At 36.0% G+C, this 24,038-nt stretch carries 14 protein-coding genes; 4 read left to right on the top strand and 10 right to left on the bottom strand.

Features of this window, described 5'->3' with window-relative positions; genetic code table 11:
* Positions 1 to 221: 221 nt before the first annotated feature.
* Entirely contained in the window at positions 222 to 3,068 is a 2,847-nt protein-coding gene (locus ACAM30_RS10480) for a TonB-dependent receptor plug domain-containing protein (RefSeq protein ID WP_369618439.1), read from the bottom strand.
* A gap of 534 nt (positions 3,069 to 3,602) precedes the next feature.
* Here ACAM30_RS10480 and metK point away from each other — a divergent pair.
* Positions 3,603 to 4,853, top strand: coding sequence for a methionine adenosyltransferase (gene metK / locus ACAM30_RS10475; protein ID WP_369618438.1), 1,251 nt, complete (start codon positions 3,603 to 3,605; stop codon positions 4,851 to 4,853).
* A 342-nt stretch (positions 4,854 to 5,195) separates the two neighbouring features.
* Here metK and ACAM30_RS10470 read toward each other — a convergent pair whose 3' ends face one another.
* Positions 5,196 to 6,662, bottom strand: a complete 1,467-nt coding sequence (locus ACAM30_RS10470; protein WP_369618437.1) for a M28 family metallopeptidase — start codon at positions 6,660 to 6,662, stop codon at positions 5,196 to 5,198.
* Between the two features lie 276 nt (positions 6,663 to 6,938).
* On the opposite strand from ACAM30_RS10470, the gene ACAM30_RS10465 reads away from it, so the two are divergent.
* On the top strand, positions 6,939 to 8,708 hold the full coding sequence (locus tag ACAM30_RS10465) for a DUF4153 domain-containing protein (RefSeq protein WP_369618436.1): 1,770 nt from the start codon (positions 6,939 to 6,941) through the stop codon (positions 8,706 to 8,708).
* A gap of 64 nt (positions 8,709 to 8,772) precedes the next feature.
* Here ACAM30_RS10465 and ACAM30_RS10460 read toward each other — a convergent pair whose 3' ends face one another.
* The 3 genes from ACAM30_RS10460 to ACAM30_RS10450 form a co-directional block, all read right to left on the bottom strand.
* On the bottom strand, positions 8,773 to 11,010 hold the full coding sequence (locus tag ACAM30_RS10460; RefSeq protein ID WP_369618435.1) for a hypothetical protein: 2,238 nt from the start codon (positions 11,008 to 11,010) through the stop codon (positions 8,773 to 8,775).
* A gap of 91 nt (positions 11,011 to 11,101) precedes the next feature.
* On the bottom strand, positions 11,102 to 13,789 hold the full coding sequence (locus ACAM30_RS10455) for a carboxypeptidase-like regulatory domain-containing protein (protein ID WP_369618434.1): 2,688 nt from the start codon (positions 13,787 to 13,789) through the stop codon (positions 11,102 to 11,104).
* Positions 13,790 to 13,819: 30 nt separating this feature from the next.
* A complete protein-coding gene (locus ACAM30_RS10450) occupies positions 13,820 to 14,719 on the bottom strand; it encodes a GLPGLI family protein (protein WP_369618433.1) in 900 nt (299 codons plus the stop codon).
* A gap of 223 nt (positions 14,720 to 14,942) precedes the next feature.
* Between ACAM30_RS10450 and ACAM30_RS10445 the strand changes: the two genes are divergently transcribed.
* Together ACAM30_RS10445 and ACAM30_RS10440 are read left to right on the top strand one after the other, a co-directional pair.
* Positions 14,943 to 15,761, top strand: coding sequence for a hypothetical protein (locus ACAM30_RS10445; RefSeq protein ID WP_369618432.1), 819 nt, complete (start codon positions 14,943 to 14,945; stop codon positions 15,759 to 15,761).
* Positions 15,761 to 16,375 carry a deoxynucleoside kinase gene (locus ACAM30_RS10440; protein WP_068845799.1) on the top strand — a complete coding sequence of 205 codons (615 nt, stop codon included), beginning with the start codon at positions 15,761 to 15,763 and terminating at the stop codon, positions 16,373 to 16,375. The genes ACAM30_RS10445 and ACAM30_RS10440 overlap by 1 nt, the downstream gene beginning before the upstream one ends.
* A gap of 108 nt (positions 16,376 to 16,483) precedes the next feature.
* On the opposite strand, the gene ACAM30_RS10435 is transcribed toward ACAM30_RS10440, so the two are convergent.
* The 5 genes from ACAM30_RS10435 to ACAM30_RS10415 form a co-directional block, all read right to left on the bottom strand.
* Positions 16,484 to 19,036, bottom strand: coding sequence for a sodium-translocating pyrophosphatase (locus tag ACAM30_RS10435; protein ID WP_369618431.1), 2,553 nt, complete (start codon positions 19,034 to 19,036; stop codon positions 16,484 to 16,486).
* A gap of 122 nt (positions 19,037 to 19,158) precedes the next feature.
* Positions 19,159 to 19,689 carry an inorganic diphosphatase gene (locus tag ACAM30_RS10430; protein WP_017498356.1) on the bottom strand — a complete coding sequence of 177 codons (531 nt, stop codon included), beginning with the start codon at positions 19,687 to 19,689 and terminating at the stop codon, positions 19,159 to 19,161.
* 110 nt (positions 19,690 to 19,799) lie between these two features.
* Positions 19,800 to 20,399 carry a DNA-3-methyladenine glycosylase gene (locus ACAM30_RS10425; RefSeq protein ID WP_369618430.1) on the bottom strand — a complete coding sequence of 200 codons (600 nt, stop codon included), beginning with the start codon at positions 20,397 to 20,399 and terminating at the stop codon, positions 19,800 to 19,802.
* Between the two features lie 47 nt (positions 20,400 to 20,446).
* A complete protein-coding gene (locus ACAM30_RS10420; RefSeq protein WP_369618429.1) occupies positions 20,447 to 21,499 on the bottom strand; it encodes an acyltransferase in 1,053 nt (350 codons plus the stop codon).
* 34 nt (positions 21,500 to 21,533) lie between these two features.
* Positions 21,534 to 24,035: a DUF5686 family protein gene (locus tag ACAM30_RS10415; protein WP_369618428.1), complete on the bottom strand. Its 2,502-nt coding sequence runs from the start codon at positions 24,033 to 24,035 to the stop codon at positions 21,534 to 21,536.
* Positions 24,036 to 24,038 lie beyond the last annotated feature (3 nt).

The following is a 24,038-nucleotide window of genomic DNA, read 5'->3' as shown; positions in this document are numbered from 1 at the left end:
TTTTTTTAATTCGACTAATTCTATAGAGTAAATGTAATAAGTATTTTCTTAACTGCCAAATTAAAAAATGACTTTTTGCATAAAAATTTTCTCACCCCTTGTAAATACAAGCATTATACTCGTGAAAAAATAAAAAATAGCCACAGATTAAGGGATTTAAATGATTATTTTGGCAACAAGAATTTGTTTAATCCTTATAATCTGTGGCTGGTATTATGGTCTTAGAACTTAAAACTCAATCTGGCAAAACCAAATCTTCCGTTTAATCCAAATTGTGATACAGCTCTGGAATAAGCAAACTGATTAGCGTTGCTTAAATCTGTACTTGGCGCAGGCGATAAAGTTGGTGTTGTATTGGTAAAGGCAGGTGTTGCTGGATTGTTTCGGTCCGGATAAACATCACCAATATTATTGAATCCAACTGTAAATCTGAATTTCTCATTAATTTGGTATCCGAAAGACAAATCGGTAACCAATTTAGCACTGTATTCCGGATGCTCGTAAACAGAAGATGATCCGTCTAAATTTACATCCGTTGCTCCCGGATCAGTAACCGCTCCGAAATAACTGTTTCTTAAATAAATATCCAGTTTTTTAATACTAAACGTAGTCGTCAAATTTGCTTTCAATTTTGGAATGGCTTCTTCTAAATAGATTCTGCTTGACTCCGGAAAAAACGAATATTTATAAGGCTCTCCACCCGCATTAATAATAGATTGAGGAACATTTAATTCTCCAACTCTTTTGGTTGTATTATAGCTCAACGCAAAATCATTTCTGATTGTGAAATCAGGAATAACATTGTATTTATGTGAAATTACAACATCGATCCCTTTGGTTTCTGAGTTGATTCCGTTTGTCCAAAACGAAGCTCTTTCCACACCTTTTAAGTCAAATGCCTGTTGAAATAGAGTTAACGCATCTTTTTGTTCCGGCGATGTTGCTGCATTGATCTGTGCATCTGTTGGTCTTGCATATTGTCCGGTTAACACCACTCTGTCGTCGATTCTGGTAAAATAAGCATCTGTTGCAATAGTGATATTAGCTTCCGGAATCTTGAATGTAAATCCAGTACTGATACTTTTTGATTTCTCCGCTTTTAAGTTTTCAACTCCAATACTTTTGGCTGCCTGTGAATCATTTGTAAAGTATCCAACCTGATATGGTGAACCGTTTATGAACTGAGTTGAACTGCTTTCAAAATATTTTTGCTGTAATGAAGGTGCTCTAAAACCTGTTTGCCCTGAAATTCTCCAGTTGATATTGTCAGTTAATTTCAAAAGTGACGCCAGTTTAAAGGTAACGGTACTTCCGAAATCAGAATAGTTCTCGTAACGCGCTGCTCCGTTCAGAAGCCAGTTCTCTGTTGCATTCAATTCTAAATCTACATAAGCTGCACCACTTTTTCTGTCTTTTACTTTAGCATCTGAAGGCTGAAATCCTGAAAATCCCTGTGCTCCGGCTCCTCTTTTATTTCCAAAAAAGTCGGTTACAATTAAAGGTGAATTACTTGGCAAAATTCCATTAACCAAATTTCCATTGGTATCATACAATCCATAAGAAGCTTCTTCCCCTTTTTGAATCTCGTAATTTTCGTATCTGAATTCCCCACCAAAAGCAACATTCAGTCCGTTTAAAACATCGTATTTTTTACTTAAATCTAAATTGGTTGTACTTTGCAAAAACGAAACTTTACCGGCATAAAAACTCGAAGCCGAATTGGTTCCCAAAGTAGCATTAATAGTATTGTTTACATCATATTTAAAAGAGTTTGTCCCGAGGTTTGTACTGATATCGGTATCAAAACCGAATAATTGTGTCGTAGCTCCAACTGCTGCAGAAGCATCTAAGATTGAAGATTCTATTTCCGGTAAAAATCCATTTTCATATACTTGTGTGAAAGTTCCTGAACCGTTTGGAAGTCTGTTAAAAGCATACGATTTACCATTTCTATAAGATAAACCTCCAAATGAATATAAAGAAGTTGTTTCGGTTAACGGATACTTTGTATTATAGTACAATTGCCCAGATGCCAATTCGGACTGACCTACACTCATGTTGTAATCGCTTCTTTCCTGTCCTCTGTACGCAAGTTCATTATTAGTTACGTCAAAATTCAAAGCAGTTTGCATTTGAGCAATAGTGCTCGCCGAAGCAATAGCATTTTGCTGTGCCGGTGTAAAATAACCTACCTGTGGCGCATACTGTTTCAGCGAATTCAGAATTTGCGTTGAATTTGGAGTGCTATTAATATTACTGAAGAATGAATTAATATTCACACCGTTCTGAGCCGCTCTGTTCTCAACGGCATTGTAAGCATTAAAAATAGGATTGCTTCTAATTCCTGCACGGCTTGTTGCCTGTCTGGTTACAGCACTACCGGTAACATTAAGGAAACTCCCTGCTTTACCTAAAGAAGTTCCGTAATTTAAATCAACCTGCAGATTCTGACCATCAGCCCCTCCTTTGAAATTATTGGATCCCGATGATAAGTTAGTCCCATACTGTATCCCTCCTGAAAGATAGTTGGCATTTTTTTTCAATACGATATTAATAACTCCTGCAATAGCATCTGAACCGTACTGAGCTGCTGCACCGTCACGCAAAACCTCAATTCTTTCAATAGCAAATGAAGGTATCGCATTTAAATCTGTTCCTACAGATCCTCTTCCCGGTGAACCGTTAATATTTACTAATGAACTTGTATGTCTTCGTTTTCCGTTTACCAAAATCAAAACCTGATCCGGTCCTAAACCTCTTAACTGTGCCGGATCAACGTGATCTGTTGCATCTGCTGTAGAAGTTGCGTTACTGGTAAAAGAAGGGGCAACATAATTTAAAATTTGAGTTACGCTGGTTTGCGGCGCTCCTTTTGTTATTTCCGAAATATTAAAAACATCGACCGGTACCGGCACATCTGTTTTTACTCTGTTTTTACTACGCGACCCTACAATGGTCACTTCAGTCAATTCATTATTCTTTAAACTGTCTTGTTCTTTTTTATTCTCCTGTGCATAAATGCCCGAAAAGGTCAAAAGACTTAAAGCTACTACTACATTCTTTTTCATTACTTTTTTCTGGTTTTATATTGTTTTCTGACTTAAAAAGTGATTTACAATCCGGTTCCTTTTTGAAACAAAAAAAACCCCTGCGAGCGGCAGAGGTTCTTTATGTATATTTCTTAAAAAAAACTACAACAGTGTCTCTGCGGAAGGCTCCGGCATCATACATGACATATTGCAAATCGTTAATTTCATCTTTTGTTTTATTTTGATGGGGCAAATTTGCGAACTATTTTTTAATCGACCAAACAAAAACCGAAATAATTTCTATTACCCTATCAAAATAGTATGATATGTTAAATTTCTGCTTCTAAAATCAAAAAAATGAAAAGTTTAATTTGCAAATCAAAATGGTTTTATACCTTTGCACGCGAATACAGAGGAAAAATTTGAACTGATTGCAACCTCTTCATAATGAAACGGTTCGTTATGAGTACTGAAACATTTATTTCGGTAGTAAAAAATGCTAAAGCAGAAATTCTCCTTTAGCCCTTTTTAGCAATTATTTTTTCTCGCTTAATTTTAATTTAATACATTATTATGGCTTATTTATTTACGTCAGAATCTGTTAGTGAAGGGCATCCAGACAAAGTTGCAGATCAAATTTCGGATGCATTAATTGATAATTTTTTGGCATTTGATGCTGACTCAAAAGTAGCTTGTGAAACTCTGGTTACTACAGGTCAGGTAATTTTAGCTGGTGAAGTAAAATCGAATACTTATCTTGATGTGCAGCAAATTGCCCGCGAAGTAATCCGTAAAATTGGATATACTAAAAGCGAATATATGTTTGAGGCAAATTCTTGCGGGATTCTTTCAGCAATTCATGAGCAATCAGCAGATATTAATCAAGGGGTTGACAGAGCTAAGCCGGAAGAGCAAGGTGCCGGAGACCAGGGAATGATGTTTGGTTATGCAACTAACGAAACTGAAAACTTCATGCCATTGGCACTTGACCTGTCTCATAAATTATTACAGGAGTTAGCTATTCTAAGACGTGAAAATAAGGAAATCACTTATTTACGCCCTGATGCAAAATCACAGGTAACTTTAGAGTACAGTGACGATAATAAACCAACTCGTATTGATGCCATTGTAATCTCAACCCAACACGATGATTTTGATGAAGAAGCGGCTATGCTTGCTAAAATCAAAAAAGATATTATCGAAATTTTGATCCCTAGAATCATTGCTAAAAACCCAGAGCACGCGCATTTATTCAACGATAAAATCAACTACCATATCAATCCAACAGGGAAATTCGTTATTGGAGGACCTCACGGAGATACCGGTTTAACAGGAAGAAAAATTATTGTTGATACTTACGGTGGAAAAGGTGCTCACGGTGGTGGTGCATTCTCAGGAAAAGATCCAAGTAAAGTAGACAGAAGTGCGGCTTATGCAACACGTCATATCGCTAAAAACTTAGTAGCAGCTGGTATTGCTGATGAGATTTTAGTACAGGTTTCTTACGCAATTGGAGTTGCTGAGCCAATGGGAATTTTCATTGAAACTTACGGAACTTCTAAAGTAAACTTAACAAACGGTGAAATCGCTAAGAAAGTAGAAGCTATCTTTGATATGCGTCCTTACTTTATCGAGCAGCGTTTGAAATTAAGAAACCCTATTTACAGTGAAACGGCTGCTTACGGACACATGGGACGTAAACCGGAAACTGTAACTAAAACTTTCTCTGCTCCTGGTGGAAACGAAAAAACAGTTACTGTTGAATTGTTTACCTGGGAAAAACTTGATTTCGTTGATAAAGTAAAAGCGGAATTTGGATTGTAGATCTCTTAAGATCATTAGACAAACTTAGATCGTTAGATTGTTAGATTTTTGACAACTAATTATTCTCTATAAAAAAGACCGATTTCTAAATAGAAGTCGGTCTTTTTATTTTATTCCATCTCTTTAATTGTACACCTGATAATGTTTTATAACGAGAGACTTCATTTGAAAAATCAACGTTTTACTCCAAAACGGATGATAACGGATTTTTTTCTTTTTTTATCTCCTAAAACTTTTGCTTTCCATAAATCGATAACAATCTAGTTAAATCCGTTTTTTTCAGCGTTTTCGCGATAGCGAATCCGTGTCATCTGCATCTGAATTGATTAAGAATAAACATCCTTATCGTTCTAATTGTACGTTTGGTAATGTCTTAGGACGACCCGCATCATTCGATAGTATCCAGCCTGTACGGTAGATCCATTCGGTCATTTTGTGCAATTTTACGAAATCAATGTTTTCAGACTCGTCCATTGGTGTATGATATTGACTGTGCAAAACACTGGTATAAAAAACAGATGGAATTCCTCTTCTTGCATAAGGCAAATGGTCGGAACGAAAATAAAAGTACTCCGGATGTTCCGGTCTGTCCCAAAGTTTGTCCAAATCAAATTTAGGACCCTCGTCGTTTGCTTTTTTCGCAATTGCAACTAAATCGGATGAATTTTCATGAGGAGAACTTGAGCCTAAAAGAGCTGCCTGATTGACATTATTTCTTCCAATCATATCTCCGTTTAACACGGCAACAATATCTTTTTCAGGAACTGTAGTGTGCGACGCATACCATCTGGAACCTAACAAACCTCGCTCTTCCGAACCGTGAAAAACAAATAAGGAAGTTCTTTTTCCTGGTTGCTTTTTATACGCTCTTGCAATTGCTAACATGGCCACACAAGTACTGGCATTGTCATCGGCTCCGTTATAAATAGAGTCCTGTCCGTATTTTTGTCTTACACCATCATGATCCTGATGTCCGCTAAAAAGGACATATTCGTTTTTCAGTTTAGGATCTGTTCCTTCAATTTTACCTACAACGTTTACCGAAGGATATTTATACGTTTCTGAAATCACTTCGGTTGATAACAGATCTTTGGTGTTTTTCAAATATTCCAGTTGATCATTATGAACCCAAAAAACTGGCATTGTAGCCCCAATTTTATCGCGGAAACCTTCAATTCCATAAATTCCTCTTGTCATTTGCGGTTCAACCTGAGACCAGCTTTGTTCTGCTAATTCATCGGCAACCATAATCAGAGCTGTTGCGCCTTTTTTTACCACAAGATCGTAATATTTGTTTCGAACCAAACCCGGATAACGTCTGTCGAAAAGCGAAATATCATCCGCTATTCCTTCTTTGGATGCCAGTAGTACAACTGCTTTTCCTTTAATATCCGCTTTTTCAATTGCTTCTTTTGTGGCTGCACCTAAATAAACCAATGGTGCGTCAACTTTAATATTGGTGGTTTCTGCTACCAGAACATCTTTCCACAGTTTATATTCTTTTTGTCCAATTTTAAACTTTGTATTAGGTGTCACCTGATGCCTGTACAAATCAAAAAACTGAAAATAAGTTCCATCATCACCTGCCGGAGCCATTCCGGCTTCTTTGGCTTTATTGGCGAGCCACATTGAGACTTTTAATTCGTCTAAAGTTCCTGCTTCACGACCGTTAAAATGATCACCGGCCATCTGATACATATCGGTTTTTAAATCTTTAGCCGCAATTGCCGAAACTAAAGGTTTCTTAACTGCCTGCGAAAAAACTACTCCTCCGCAAGCAATCAAAACGAGCATCATTTTATTTTTCATACGTTTAAATTTAGTATTCCAAACTTAGTGATTTATAGAGAATAAAAAGCGGCTCAGGCTCTTAAACATTACCGAAATGCAAAATCAGCAAAATGGCAGTATTCTTTTTTTAGCATTACTATTTTTATTTGTTTATCTCTCGCATTTTACCTTCCTTAGTACAAAATAATACCGATTATGTATTCAATATAGTCTAACTATTTTCATACTATATCGGTATTATACCAGAAAATAACAGTAGAAATAAAATTACAATTGGTATAACTGATAAAAAAAATGAGTAAACTTCCATCGTTACAGAACGTCCTGAACGCAACACTGAAGACCGTTCTTCGATTTCCATTAGAAATAGGAACCGCCATTTTAGGAACCGTTTTTGCCATCATACTTAGTGAGGCAAATTATAGCAGTCCCAACAAAGAAATCTATGAAAAAGCTTTAATGAGCTGCTCCCTGAGTCTGGTTTTATTCCTCTCTGTCAGTTTGTTTTTTTTAGCTTTCAAAAAAAGTAATCTCCTTCGTTTTTCCATTAGTCTTGGTCTGGGGGTACTTGTCTTTCTTTTCGTTAATACTTTCCACAAGTATACCACAGATGTCGAAATACAGCAGTTTTTTGTCCTTAATATTGTGTTTCATTTGTTGGTTTCGTTTGCAGGGTTCCTGCCCAGAGCTTACAATCAGGATGAGTTTTGGGAATTCAACAAACAGCTTTTCCTAAGAATTTTAACAGCAGGTTTATACAGTATTGTGCTTTTTTCTGGTTTGGCATTGGCTATTTTAGCAATTGACAAGCTTTTTAATATTGACTTTTACGATCGCATTTACATACACGTCTTTTTTGTGATTGCCGGGATTTTCAATACCACTTTCTTTTTAAGCGGTGTTCCGGATACTAACGATAGTCAGATTCCTTTGGTTCTGAATTACCCGAAAGGACTTAAAAACTTCACTCAATTTGTGTTGCTGCCTTTAATCAGTCTTTATTTGGTGATTTTAATCTGTTATGAAGCAAAAATTCTGCTGACGCTTTCACTACCTGTCGGCTGGGTTTCCTATCTTGTTTTAGTGTTTGCTGTTTTCGGAATTCTATCCTTTTTATTGGTTCACCCTATTGCTGCCGAAACGGGAAATCTTTGGATGCGAACTTTTAATCGATGGTTCTATTTTCTGCTAATTCCGTTATTAGGATTGCTTTTTTGGGCTATTTTGTACCGAATCGATCTATATGGTTTCACACATGAACGCTATTATGTACTGCTAATGTCTGTATGGTTATCTGTTGTTGTAGCCTATTTTCTAATTCAAAAACATCCCAAAATAAAATTCATCCCGATAAGTTTGTGTCTGGCAGGATTGTTTTCTATAGCAGGACCACAAAGCGCTAATTCGATTTCAAAACACAGTCAGTTAGCTCGTTTTGAAAGTTATATGCAAAAAACAACGGATAAGAAACTGAATTTTGACCAACAGCAAGACCTCAGCAGTATTGTTTCTTTTCTGGAAACTAATTATGGAGTTGAAATTATGATTCCGTATGCCAAAACCAAACTGGAAGCACTGCTTAAAAAAGATAAAAATCCAAGTGAATATAAAATCATGGAGGCTCTGGGGTACGAATATCTATCCCAATACGCCCGTGAAGAAGACGATGACAATAATGAATTTTCTTTTTATTACCAGCAAGACAAACTACTGAACATTCATGGATATGACATTTCTATTGATCTCTGGAGCGACAACCCTTATGAATGTCATGATTGTATCAAAATCGACAACAAAAGTTATTCGGTTTCCTCTACTGTAGAAGAGTATGGACTAAACTTACAAATCAATCAGGACATTATTCCATTAAAGATTATTGATTTTATTAATAGCAATGCGGATTTCAAGAAAAAGGATGTTTACGATAAGAAAATAACGCAGGAGGTCGAAACGCCAAAGTACAAAATACTGATTACTTATTTAAGCGCCAATGGCAAAATTAACGACCACAAAATAACGCTAAATCGTTATGCAATAAACGTACTGGTAAAAATTAAAAACTAAAAAAAAACAACCCCGACAGTTTTCTAAAATCTGTCGGGGTTGTTACTATTAAGAAGTATTTATTTTAATACGTTCCGTTTTGCATTTTAGTTAATGTCTCTCTGATTTCAGCTGCTGTCTGCTCTTCAACCTCACTGTTCAGATATTTAGCGGCCAAAATTTGCGTCTCAATTGCTTTGTTTTTCTGTCCGTCTTTATAGTACAACTGCGCCAGGGTATCCAAATAATAAGGATTGTTCTTTGTAACGGCAAGGCTGTACTCAGACCATCCAATTGCTGATTTTAAAAAATCGGTATTTCCGGGTTTTGATACTACTGTCCATGCTGCCGAATTACACAGGTTAGAGTGATATTCCTTAAACCAGTTCCACCCATTGAAACCATATTCAGATTCAGTCCCTAATGCTCCAAACATCTGATCCAGTCTTTCAATTACATTTCCTTTATCTCCCAGATTTGCATTAAAATAAGCATTGAATTCTTTCAAATAGGTTCCATTAGAGCCATCGCTTTCAGCTGTTTCGGCTAAATAAGCTAAATAGTTCTGATAGGTCTCAAAATTTCCTTTTCCGGCTGTAATTAGTTTTTTGTAAACCGAGATTGCTTTGTCCTGATTACCTGTAGCCGGGGTTTCATTTGTTGCAATATTTTTATTTTGCTGTAAAGCCCCTGAGATTTCCTGATTTAAACTTCCTATACTGTGTTTTTCTCCTTCTTTTTCATTGTACACCAAACGCTCTGCATCAATAGCATCATAATGTTTGATTAAATAATCAATCGAAAGAAAATCAGTATCGTTTAAAACTTTATCAACTTTTGAAACTTGTCTGGAGAATCCCTGATTTTTGATTTCTTTCAAAATTGTCTCTACAAGATACAGATTAGGTTTTGCATCTTTTTGATGCTGTTCAATTAATTTTTTCCACGCTTGTGTTGCTTCTTTTATATCCAGCTTGGTACTGGCATACTTAAAGTCTCCCTCGTTAGGTTCATTAGTTTGAGCATACGTTACATCATAAGTCCCAAAATCATAAGACACTACTGATTTTCGAAATGCAGAAATCAGCTCTCCGTCTGTTACCTTTTTATTTTTTAATGCTTTACCAAGTGAAGAGAAAGTATCAACGCTTTTTAATTCTCTCGCAAAATCCGAATAAACATCAAAAAGTGCTTCTTTCTCCGACAATGTAGATTTCGCACTTGCTAAAACATCTCCATTCTCATTTAAGACAATCAGACTTTTATCATCTGTAATTTTAACTGACTTCAGCCATTTTTTATCATTGGCATTGGCCAGATAAAAATTAAAAGAATCATTTTCTGCGTCATAAGCAGTAGCCATATGAACGCCCAAAAGGGACTCCTGTTTTTCAATAAAAGTATCAAAATCCTTTTTTGCAGAAGGGTTTTTAGTATCAACTGCCACAACCAAAAATTTAGTTTTATCGGCTGCAGTTGCCGCGAGAGCACTTTTAAGATTGTCTTGAATTTTGAATTTAAAATCATATTTTTCAACAACATAAGCAGAATCAGGAGCTGTAGCAACTGTATCAACGGCCATATTAAAATCTTCATCCACTACAGGATCTTTCCCCGGATAAGTCCAGTTAGGAATATTCAGACTTTCAAGAGGGGTAACTTTTACTTCTTTGTCTTCCGGCTTCTGTTCTTTTTCACTTACAAAAGTCAACGGATTCTTCCCTCCCTTATCTGAAATTCGGAGTTGATTGGTCTTCTTGTCCCAGAGACCGGAAATTTTTAAATCACCCTCAGTAAGCGAATTGTATTTAATAATTACTTCGGCAACATCCTTTGGCAAAGCATACTTATAAAGTTTAGTTTCGGTATCATAACCTTCTAAAGCCAAATACAAAAAATCACATTTATCAATATCAAATGCTGTATCTGCATCCTTCCATTCCGGATCTGTTTCAATCTTGATATCGGAAAGCTTTTTATATTGAATTGCTTCACTTCCTTTTTGTGTTCCTACATAAAAGGGATAAAAAGAAGGATCTACAAACTTTATTTTAATTTTTTTTGCCTTTTTATCGTTTTTAAAGGCAAGATCAAAACCTTCTTCTACACTTTTATTTTGAGAGAATACTAATGAATCTCCCTTTACATTGTAATCACCGTAATACAATATAAATTCATACTTACCATTTTCTAATAAATTTAATTTAACTTTTTGTCCTCGGTTCGTCGAAAAATAAGTCCCTTTTTCAATACTTTTTGTTTGAGAAAAAGAAGTAAAAACTAAACAAAAAAACATTAAAAAACTCCATGTAAAATTGCGCATGTTTAAAATTTTGGTTGTTAATATCGCGCGCAAAGATACCGTATTGTAATTGAAATCGAGTACTAAAAATATAACATTTGTACCTAAAATACTATAAATTATATTTCATTGAAAAGATGATATAACGGGGCTGTACAGTGTATTGTGAAACCCGGGTAGAGAACTGCGAGAAGCTGTCATCGTTAAGGTATTTTGTATTCAACAGGTTGGTAGCTGCGATTTTATACTCCCATTTGCTGTCTTTTTTTTGATAAATTAAGCTGGCACTCAAAAAATCATACTCGTTGTCCACCGTTTTGTCACCGTTGTAATAATGGTAAAATTCATATTCCGAAACAAATGAAAAGCTTTTAAGGAAGTAATAATCCAGTCTGGCAAAAGGCTTATCCGTATAAAATGTTGATCCGCTGTATTTATTAATTAGTGCATTATATCCAAATTCTATGTTCGGGAAGTTTTTATAATTTGTTGAAGCTTTTACGGTATAACTTTGACTAAAACTCTCTGTTGTTGCCAGAATATTGTTCTGAATGTTATTGAATTTTGACCAGTTGAAAGTTGCATTGGCAGAAGCTTTATAATTTTTAAGGAAAGAACGTCCGTAATTCCCCATTCCGGTAAAAGTTTCATCGGCCAGGTTCGAGTTATATGGTGATGAAGACTGGTTTATCCCTTCAAAATTTGCTTTTGTTTTGATGGCATCTACTTTTTTAGTGTAAGTCGCGTTGGCAAAAATATTCTCAAAATTGAACATATTGTATTTGAAATAACGCAAAGAGTGCACCTGCGATGTGGCATTCTCCAGATAGCGATTCCCTCTGAACAAACTGCTGTAATCGGACAAAACATAACCCGAAGCCAACTGATTGATGTCGGTAAAATCATTCGACAAAGAGAAATTATACGTTAATGATTCTGATTTTTTGATTTGGTACAAGGCAAAAAAATCGGGCAGTACTTTTATGAAATTTTGCGAATAGTCGGTTCCTGATTGAGTATTTTTCATATTGTAAGTATGCACACTGACTCCCGGTGTCAACGTAAATTTGCCCGCCAGTATTTTATAGTGAAACCCCAGAAATGCATCATTAAAATTGTACTGTACCTGATTGTTATTCGTCGGATCATTCAGATCGTTCTTGGTTCCATTGTCCAAAATCTGAAAAATATGGGAATTAAAATCCTGATACGAAAATGTATTTCCGAGCGTAATATTAATATTGCTTTTTGGCGTTACCATATAGTAGTAATCCAGTTTAGCATCGACTTTATTGGTTTTTACAAACCGTTCCTGATTGAGGTCATTTCTGTTTTGCCCGGAAGTATAACCGGCCAGATCAAAAGGCTGCGTACGTAAATTGGCATTGTAAAACGGATTTTCATCCTGATACAAGTGCTGCATTTCAAAAGCAAAGATATTTTTGTCGCTCTGGGTATAATACAAACTCAAATCCTGATTTACCGAAGTCGGATCCTGCTTTTTATTGGTTAAAATAGTTTCTAAAGCTGAAATATTACCCAGAACCGATTCACGCAGCAGATTGCTATCTTCATTTTGTCTGGATAATTTGGTTAAGATATCGTAATCAAACTGAAACTTTTCGCTGGGTTTATAGCTCGAACTGAGTTTAAAAAGTCCTAAATTATTCTTTTGATGCGTTAGTTCGTCCCTTTTTTGTTCATTTCCGGAATCTAAAATAGTCGTTTTCGATTTGGTTTCGAGATCTGTTTTTGAAGTAGATAATATTCCGAAACCGCTGATATTCCATTTTTTGGTAATGGTATAAGCAAAGTTTGTTGCCCCGAATTTTGTTTCAATTTCTTTAGCACGATTGTTTCTCAAAATCGAAATTCCCAAATCATTAGACGAAACATTAAAATTGCTTCCTCCTTTTTTCATCATGTTTTTAAACCCTCCTGTGAACTTAAAATAATCCTGTGCCGTGAGAGGTAATTCACCTATATTATTAAAATTGGTAATCAGATTGATGCTGTATTCCGGACTGTAGTAAAACAATTTCGGGTTGATGATATAACGGCTGTCAAGCTCTGCCACACCAACTCCGGCAGTCACATCGCCAAACCAAAAGTTCTTCTTACCTTCTTTTAGTTTAATATTCATCGCCACATTATCCTGATCGTTCTCCAGACCTTTTAATGCTTTAACTTCATTGTAATTTCTCAGAACCTGAACTTTATCAATAGCATCGGCCGGAATATTTTTAACCCCAAGTTTGGTATCTCCATCAAAAAAGTCTTTTCCTTCAACCATCAGCTTACTGACTTTCTTGCCTTCGACTTCAATTTCTCCATCGGCATTTACCTCAACTCCCGGCAGTTTTTTCAATACATCTTCCAGCTTTTTTTCGGTTCCGGATTTAAAAGAATCTGCATTATAAACGATGGTGTCGCCTTTAATCGACACCGGCATTTCACGAACAATCTCAACACCTTCCAATTCAATTTCGGCACCGTCCATAACAATGTTCTGAGCGATGTTAGCCGTTTGAGTTGAAATCGCAATTTCTTTTGATTTCATCCCAAGGTAACTTATCTTGATTGAATAAGAAGTGTTAGGCTTCAATGTCAATTGAAACTTCCCTTTGTCGTTGGTAATCCCGTACGAATCCATAGCTTTTGTAGCTGTGTTAACTGCCATCACATTGGCCATTTCCAATGGATTCTTTTTCTCGTCCTGAATAAAACCATCAAAACGTACGGTTTGGGCAACACAAAGAGACGTCATTAAAAAAATAACGAAGACAAGTATATTTTTCATTGGAAAAAACTAAAAATGATGTGCTCTAAATTAACGTCTTATCAGTATCGGACCTCCACCCGGACCACCTTCGCGACCGCGGTTCATTTCTCTCAATTCCTCCATCTTTTTAATGACCGTTTCGTCATAATCTTTCTGAGAAATTACTTTCCCCTTTTTTGAAGGTTTAATTTCTATTTTTTCTTTCGCATTCAATACTATTTTCGAACATAGAATAGTCGTTCTTCCATCATTTACTTCAAGTATTAAACCCGGTAGTCCCCAATAATTCTCAGGTCCCTGATTTACCGGAATCTCCGGCGAGTACCAGGCCGTGATAATAATCTCTTTAGGGATTTCGAAATTATCCGCAAAATTGGTCTTCGTTTCTCCTGAAGTTTTCCCGGTATCGTCTTTTTTCTCCTCTTTATTTTTAGGTCTGAAATTCCTAAAATCTGTTTTGCTGGCTTCTTTTACTGCTGTTGCTTTGTAGCAGGTGTACCCTCCAATTTGTTTTGTTTCAGATTCCATTTTCCAGTTTAGCTTCGGCAGAGAATCTATTACCAGAAACTCTTTCCCCATAAATTCCTTATCTACGGTGTATGTTTTGGCTTTAACATCTTTATAAAAAGTTCCGCCACCACCCATAAACGAATTCACCATAACGCGCATTCCTCCACCTTGTTGCCCCGGAGTTTCGAGCTTTTCTTCTTCCTTATAAATAGAAGCCGATTTGTCAAAATTCAGAATGAATGTCTTTTCGAGCATTTTCTTCATTCGCTCTTCCATGTTCTTTTGCATTTCGGGTGTAATTTCACGATTCGTACGTATTTCTCCCATTTTCGGAGCCTGTGTTTTCGATTCGTAAACCGCCATTCCCTGAAAATCTTTCTGAGCCTGCATCTGTGTGATTACAAGCATCAATGTCATATAATAGATTGCATTTTTCATTGTGGTATTTTTAAATAGTGAATTTGGTCTAATAAACTTATACTCAAATGTATTGTTTATTTTAAAATACAGAAAATTAAATAGATCAACTCCCTCAAGATATAGACAAAATCACTAATTAGTCATACCATTCCAATTTCTGAAAGGGCAATTCTAAATCTTATCATTTTGCGCCATTTCTACTGTAGTTTTTTGTAATTTGGCAGTTAGAAACGTAAACATCATGAACAGAACGACACATCCTTTTCTTTTATCCTTTCTTTTTGTGGTCTGTTCTTTCCCAATGTTGTTTTCGCAAAACCTAAAAATAAAGGTAACCCTAGTCTCTCATTTTACTAATAATGTCGATCAGTTTTTAGGTTATGATTCGTTTGGATACTACTACCAGATCAAAAATAATGTCTTCTCCAAAATCAAAGAAAAAGAGGTTTTCGAATATAAAAATGTTTCTCTCGGAACCATTACGAAAGTCGATTTGCAAAATCCGCTTAAAATAGTTCTGTTTTACGAAGACTTCAATACAGTGGTTTTACTCGACAATCAGCTGAATAAAATTACTGAGATTAATTTTTCATTCAACAACACCCCAATTATCGTTTCGGCAATTGGAATGTCAGCGCAAAATCAATTATGGATTTACAATTCTTTAAATCAGCAAATTGGTCTCTTTGATTATCTGAATAACGAATATAAAACGGTTTCTACACCATTAACAGAACCTATAAAATATTACCTGACCGATTTCAATACTTTTTATTGGATTGACAAAAAAAACAATTGGTTCTCCTGTACTATTTTTGGCAAAATAACGGCTTTAGGCAAAATACCCGATTTTGATGCTGTCGAAATCATGAATCCTCATCAATATCTTTTCAGCAAGGCTAATTTGTTGTATTTTAAAGATATTACAAGTCCGGATTCCAATGCATTTTCTGAAATTGAGATTTTAGAAAAATCCTTCGACAAATTCTATTACAAAGACCAAATTTTATCTATTTTTACAGCTAAAGAAATCACAAATTATAAAATCGTAACACCGTAATGCACATAGCAATAGCAGGAAATATAGGAGCCGGAAAAACTACTTTAACTAAATTGTTGGCGAAACATTTTAAATGGGAGCCTCATTACGAAGACGTAGTTGACAATCCGTATTTAGATGATTTTTACCATCAAATGGAGCGTTGGTCGTTCAATCTTCAGATTTATTTCCTAAACAGCCGTTTCCGTCAGGTATTACAAATTCGCGAAAGCGGAAAGAAAATTATTCAGGACAGAACCATTTACGAAGATGCTCATATTTTCGCTCCCAACCTGTATTCTATGGGATTGATGACAAGTCGTGACTTCGAAAATTACACTTCTCTTTTTGAATTAATGGAGTCATTAGTAAAAGCTCCAGATTTATTAATTTACCTGAGAAGCTCTATCCCCAATCTGGTAGGACAGATTCACAAACGCGGACGTGATTACGAAAATTCGATTTCAATCGACTATTTAAGCCGTCTGAACGAAAGATATGAAGCATGGATTCAGACGTATACCAAAGGGAAATTATTGATTATTGATGTTGACAATATTAACTTCGTAGATAATCCGGAAGACTTAGGAAACATCATTAACAGAATTGATGCTGAGCTAAACGGATTGTTTTAGAAACACGAATTTCACGAATTTACACTAATAAAAATGCCTCTGAGAATTTCAGAGGCATTTTACTTTTAAAAGTTTTGTCAACGTTTAAAACCTGACAATTTTATTTCTTTATTTCACAGCTTCAATTTTTGCTTTTACTTCGGCTTCTGTTCCTTCAAAAACTTCTGTAGTCGTTTTACCGTTTTCGGTTTTGGTTACGGTTCCCACTGTAACCCCATTAACCGTAGACAAATTAACTTCTACTCTTTTTTTACTGTATTGGGTAGTATCAAAACAATCTGTTTTTTGATGAACGTATTTTCCGTTAGCATCATAGTGTGCGAGACATTTTGCCGTTTCTTCTGCAGAACATCCTTTTTCTTTGCACATTTTGGCGCATTCTTCTTTAGTCATCTTTGAGAAATCTCCACATTTAGAATCTCCTCCAAGGTGTATTTCCATTTTTTTACAACAAGAACCTTTTTCTGTCATTCCTGAAGCTGAGTGACCTTCTCCTAAAATAGGTGCAATAACTAAACCAATCAAACATGTCAGTTTAATCAGGATATTCATAGAAGGCCCTGAAGTATCTTTAAACGGATCTCCAACAGTATCTCCTGTTACTGCTGCTTTGTGCGCATCCGATCCTTTGTACGTCATTTCTCCATTGATTAAAACTCCGGCTTCAAATGATTTTTTAGCATTATCCCAGGCACCACCGGCATTATTTTGAAAAACGGCCCAAAGTACTCCGGAAACCGTTACTCCGGCCATATAGCCTCCTAACATCTCCGCAATTAACTGATTGTTGCCTGCATAAACTAATTTACCAATTAACACAATTGCAATTGGAAAGCCAATCGTTAAAATCCCCGGCAGCATCATTTCGCGTAAAGCGGCTTTCGTTGAAATTTCAACACATTTACCATATTCAGGTTTTCCGGTTCCCTCCATAATTCCCGGAATCTCTTTAAACTGACGGCGTACTTCATATACCATATCCATAGCTGCTTTTCCAACGGAATTCATCGCTAAAGCTGAGAAAACAACCGGAATCATTCCTCCAACAAATAACATGGCTAAAACTGGTGCTTTAAAAATATTGATTCCGTCAATTCCGGTAAAAGTTACATAAGCTGCAAACAGTGCCAAAGATGTCAAAGCTGCTGAGGCAATTGCAAAACCTTTTCCGGTTGCAGCAGTAGTATTTCCTACTGAATCCAAAATATCGGTTCTGGTACGTACTTCTTTAGGTAATTCACTCATTTCAGCTATACCTCCGGCATTGTCAGAGATTGGACCAAAAGCATCGATCGCCAATTGCATGGCTGTTGTAGCCATCATTGCCGAAGCCGCCAAAGCTACCCCGTAAAATCCTGCCAAAGCATAAGAAATCCAAATGGCTACTGCAAATAATAAAACGGTTGGAAAAGTTGAGATCATTCCGGTCGCCAAACCGGCAATTACATTTGTTCCCGCTCCTGTTGATGATTTTTGCACAATGGCCAAAACCGGTTTTGTTCCTAATCCTGTATAATATTCCGTAACAGATGAAATGGCTCCACCAACTACTAAACCTACCAAAGTAGCGTAAAAAACTCGCATAGAAGATATCTGTTGCGATCCTTCTCCGAAGAATTCCATTGTCATCACTTCCGGTAACATGTGCTGAACTAAAAAGAAACAGGCAATTGCCGTAAGGACAATAGAAACCCAGTTTCCTATATTTAATGCTTTTTGTACCTGCGCTTCTTTCGCATTATCATCTGTTATTTTTACCAGTGTGGTTCCGATAATCGAGAATAAAATCCCGAAACCGGCAATTGCCATTGGAAGCAAAATTGGACCGATTCCTCCAAAAATATCCTGAATATTGCCTCCCATATCTTTAATCACGTAATTTCCTAAAACCATTGCGGCCAGAACAGTTGCTACATACGACCCAAACAAATCGGCTCCCATACCGGCAACGTCACCTACATTATCCCCAACGTTATCGGCAATTGTAGCCGGGTTACGTGGATCATCTTCCGGAATTCCGGCTTCTACTTTACCTACTAAATCAGCACCCACATCGGCAGCTTTGGTATAAATTCCTCCGCCTACTCTGGCAAATAAAGCAATAGATTCGGCACCAAGTGAAAACCCTGCCAGCGTTTCCAGAACAACCGTCATCGTTTCGGTATCTTTCCATACCCCTCCTGATAAAATATTAAAGAAGATAATAAAGAACCCCGTAAGTCCTAACACTGCTAAACCTGCAACCCCAAGTCCCATTACGGTTCCGCCGCCAAACGAAACTTTTAAAGCCTGCGGTAAACTCGTGCGGGCAGCCTGCGTCGTTCTAACATTCGTTTTTGTCGCTATTTTCATCCCGATATTACCGGCATAAGCTGAAAATAAGGCTCCAAATATAAAAGCAACTACTATTAATAAATGCGTTTTAACTCCCGGAATAAAAGTAATTCCGGCCAATGCAATACTGGCAATAATTACAAAAATGGTCAATAATTTATATTCGGCTTTTAAAAAGGCGAGGGCTCCCTCGTAAATGTGTTCTGAAATCTCTTTCATCTTTCCGTCGCCCGCATCTTGTTTTAAAACCCAAGCCCTTTTTATTCCCATGAAAAGTAATCCTAAAATTGCCATAACGATTGGCAAATAAATCATAAATGCATTCATAATCTAGTAATGGTTTTTTGGTTAATAGTTAAAAGTCAATAAACTAACTCAAACGAATTTAAACAAAAAAGCAATACTCCTGACGGTAGTATTGCTTTTTTTATAATTGGGCGGGTTATAAATTATTTAATGCTAAATAATCCTTCCGGTTTGTTTTCAATATCATCAAAACGTTTTGTACACTCTGCAATAATAGCATAAGCTTCGTTTACGTCTCCCCATCCTTCTACATCTACTTTTTTGTTTTCAAGGTCTTTGTATACCTGGAAGAAGTGCTCGATTTCTTTTACTAAGTGTCCGTTGATATCAGAAAGATCATTTAATGAATTCCAGATTGGGTCAGAAACTGGTACACAAATAATTTTTTCGTCCGGTCCTTTATCATCTGCCATGTGGAAAACACCAATTGGTTTTACTTCCATAACACATCCAGGGAAAGTTGGTTCGTTTACTAAAACCAATACATCAAGAGGGTCACCATCAAGAGCTAAAGTTTCAGGAATAAATCCGTAATCAGCCGGGTACATCATTGAAGAGAACAACATTCTGTCGAAACGCATTCTTTTAATTTCAAAATCATACTCGTATTTATTTCTGCTTCCTCTTGGTATTTCGATTAACACATCGAAAGTTGTTAGTTTGTCTGCGGTCATTTTTGTTTTTTATTGTTTCTATAATTTCGACTGCAAAAGTAACTAAAGAATCCCTTTTTACAATAAAAAACTGCATTTATCTCCGCACTTTTCTTTTAAAAAACAGGGAGTTAATACGTAATCTTTCGATTTCTTTTGTTTAGATAATAATGCCAAAGCAGATAGGTGGCATAAGACCGATACGGACTCCATTGTTCCGCATGAATTTCCATTTCCTTTTTGTCGTGAATATCCAATAATTCTTTAATAGTGTTAACTACTGCAATATCTCCCAACGGAATCAAATCGGGTTCCTGAAGACAGAACATCAGATAAATATCAATGGTCCAGTTTCCAATTCCTTTCAGTTTAATAAGCTCTTCACGAACTTCTTTTGCCGATTTTGTGGCCAGACTTTCAATGTCCAATTCTTTACTCAAAACGGCTTCTGCCAATATTTTAATGTATTTCGTCTTTTGACGGCTCACTCCTAAATTTCGAAACTCTTCCTCCGATAATTCTATCATATTTTCAGGACTACAGGTCGTATAAGCCTTTATCTTTAAAAACGTAGCTTTTGCCGAATCTATTGAAACTTGCTGCTCCAAAATAAGCAATACCAAAGTCTCAAAACCTTGCGGGCGTTTTGGAATGGGCGGCAATCCGTATTTGTCGATAATTTCCAGAAAAACAGGGTTCCTGGCGGATAGAAAATCGATAGCTTCCTGCATGACTTTGTTTTAAGATTACTCAAAATTAAACAAAATTACTGCAATAATTATCCTGAAATGTACTCACCATATGGAAGTTTATTCACTCCGTAAATTATGAAAGAAGATATAACCAAACACAATAAAGTAGTAATCGGAATAGCCAAAATCGGATTTATAAAATCATAATCAATTCCTGAAAAGACCAGAAAGCGAAGTACCAGAATATGGACCAGATAGATTCCGTAGCTGTATTTATTGATAAAATTAATAACCCGAATGAGGGTTGGATTTGAAATTTTTGAATTTTTGAAATAGATAAACAATCCAATAGAAACGATCATGACATTAAAAGTCAGGTAACCATAAAAATATTCATTAAAACGATCTTCCGATATCGACAGAAAATAAGTTCCGAAAATTGTAATAATAGCTCCAAAAGAAAGTAAGAGTACAGAAATCTGTTTCAATCTCCTGGCATCATATTGAAATGACTTGACTGACAAATAATAACCCAAAACCAGATATCCTAAAAAACCAGTAAAATAAGTCAGATCAACATTGATTCGAAACTTAGAAAAAATGGGCTGATTAATCATTAAAGCAAAAATCCAAATGGCCAGAAAATACAATATCTCCTTTTCATTGGCATTCTGAATCCACTTGCTGAGAATCGGGATAAAAAGATAAATCCCAATAACCATATAAATGTACCATAGATGAAAGGAGCTCCCTCCGATAATGAGTATAAAGGCACGCTTAAAAATATCGACAAATGCTTTTTCAGATTCTAACAAAAATTCGCTTCTGACTGTTAACAGAACATAAAAAAGACTCCAGAATAAGAAAGGTAAAATAATTCTCGAGAACTTTTTTTTCAAAAAATCATTCAGTTCGTATTTTTTGTTCAGCATTAATGCTCCGGTAAGCATCAAAAAAACCGGTACACAAAAACGAACAAGACCATCGTAAACATTACCTGTCCACCAGGTAAAATTGGATATATGACCGTACTGATACAGAATATCGCAGGCTACATGCACTACGATCACACTGATAGTGGCTAAAACTCTAAGATTATTTGTCCAATTTAGATTCTTACTTTCTATAGTTATACTCATAGAAACTAAATTAAGAAAAAATCTGACAATTTATCTAAAAATAAAAACCAAATGATCCTTTTATTGCAAATTTGCTTGCATCCGGCATATTGAGGTAATTTCCTCTCCAAGAGAAGTCAAGACGGAATACTTTGAATATATTTCCAATTCCGGCATTGTATTCCCAGTACACATTTTCGGGTGCATTATAAGGTAACCCCGAAGCATTAATGGCACGATTGGCATCCGAAATAGTTCCATGTACAGCTCTGATTCCTACAAATTCTCTCCAGTTTAATTTTCTCATGAAAGGAATTCTTGCAAACAGCCTTCCGCCAAAATCATGATTCCATTGTAAAGTAGTATACTGATCGGTTACAAACTCGTAGAAATTTAAGTTACTGAAGGTATTTTCAATCGTAAAATAAGTCTGGTTTCCGGGTATTACACTCATTAATCCCAGCGGAATTGTACCAAAGGTTTTTCCGGTTTCAATAATAATATTAGATCTTCCTAATGGCCCAATAATAATAGGCTGCTTGTAAAACAACTGCACTTTTTGATAAGCAAAATCACTATTCATGACCCCTTTTAAACCATAACTAAAGTTCACAAAGAAATGACTGAACGGACTGTCAACAATATTTCGCTCTACTCCAAAACCTATCGTTTTACGATTAGGCATAAACTCAAACTGAATGTTCGCCTCTGACTGCGTTACTTTATTAGCTATTACACCCGCCGGATTTGCCGCCGTTGGTAAAGTAGTATAATAATCTAAACTAAAAGTAGGAGAAGCCGATTGTAATGTTCTGTATGAAATTCCTGCCTGAACAACAAAATTCTTAAGAGGTTCCATTTCAAGGGAAACATTGCTCAGATTAATGTTTGTCAATTTTCCATTACTTCCAGTAGTAAATAAGGCGGAAGAAGCAAAACTTCGTCCTAAAATATCGTTTGTAGTTGTTAAGCTCGCACCTATTTGTTCGATATCGCGTCTGTTTCCTCCGGAGATAATGATACGGTTTTTCTTGTCCACCATCCATTTTCCGGAAACTCCGTATTTGAATTTATTATCATCAAAACCATAAGCAGTATAAGCTTGTATACGCCAAGGATCGTTCGGACCAAAATAAGTCCTTCCTCCTGCACGCAATCGCAACCCTTCAACTTCATTATAACCAAATGTTGAAAAGATAGGTCCAAAATCAAAATTCCTAAACTCGACATAACCACTGCCCAGAATAGAAACTAAGCTATAGAGTTGCTTGAATCTTTTGACAGTTTGCAGCGTGTCAAGCATTTTATAAATACCCGCTTCATCTTTGTTGAGTTTTTCAAAACGGTTTTCATTCCAAAACTCATCCGATTTGGTATAAACGGAATTATCGATAAAATTAACTTCCTGCTTGTAGAAACTTTCCGGTTTTTGAAGATTGAATTTATGATCTTTATATAATGTAGTACGTTTTCCGTAAACCCCTTTTGATTTTTCTTTTTTGTTTAAAGCAAAATCAGACATCATATAATCTCGGGTTAAGAGAAATACAGAATCATTCTCTACCTCAAACTCCTGTTCGATATAAATGTCCTTTACCCAGTTAATATTGGCACTTTTCGTAACGGCCATATTAATTTTTTTGATCGCAAAAGTGGTATCGTTTACCCAAAAATCCCCTTTAAAAGTCAGTTCGTTTTTACGTCTTGGATAAAAAACAATATTATAACACCATTTTTTATCGACATAAGCACTGTCTTTTAAAACATAATTATAAACATCAATTCCGGTTCTGGAAAGCGGACTTGTAAAGCTCTTATCGAAAAATTTAAGGTGATTGTCGTAAATATTATAATCGGAGTAAAGATCTTTTACAAAAGACAAAATCTGCTGATTACCATTAAACCCGGAAGTTTTATTTCCGGTCAGGTTCTCTTTAGTTTTCTTTAATTTATTATCTCCGTATACATCATAAAGTGATTCACTTATGAAAATGGGCAGATACGTTTTTCCGGTGACTTCAGATGTATCAACATGCTGGAACACAAATTCCATTCCTTTGAAGAGTTTATTCTTCATAAAAGCACTATCAATCGTGTTCATATCAAACTCGACTTTTTCATACTTCTGCATTTGATACTGACTAAACTGGTACAATCCGTTCTTCCGTTTACGTTCCCAGATTTTTCTCAGAATATCCAGTGCCGGATTATTTTTCTTAGATGTTTTTCCGGTAAAAATAACGACTTCGTTTAGCGCTTCAGCTTCACTTAAAACTATTTTAAAATCATAGTTTACCGCTTTTTCCAACGTAACTTCCCGGTCAGAGAATCCCGCTGAGCTCACAACTAAAGTGGTATAGGTATTAGGCGATTCGAGATAAAAACGTCCGTCTTCATTCGAAACGATTCCTGTATTCGACCCTTTAAAAACAACATTTGCAAACGGAATCGGCTGGTTCGATTTGTCCAAAACAATTCCACTCACTTTAGTTTGTGCAGCAACGCCACCCACTAGTGCGAGTACAAAAAATAAGCTGAGTAAAATTATTCTTTTCATAAT

Origin of the sequence: Flavobacterium sp. CFS9, assembly GCF_041154745.1 — a bacterium.
Lineage (GTDB): Bacteria > Bacteroidota > Bacteroidia > Flavobacteriales > Flavobacteriaceae > Flavobacterium.
This window is presented reverse-complemented; position numbering and strand designations above follow the sequence as displayed.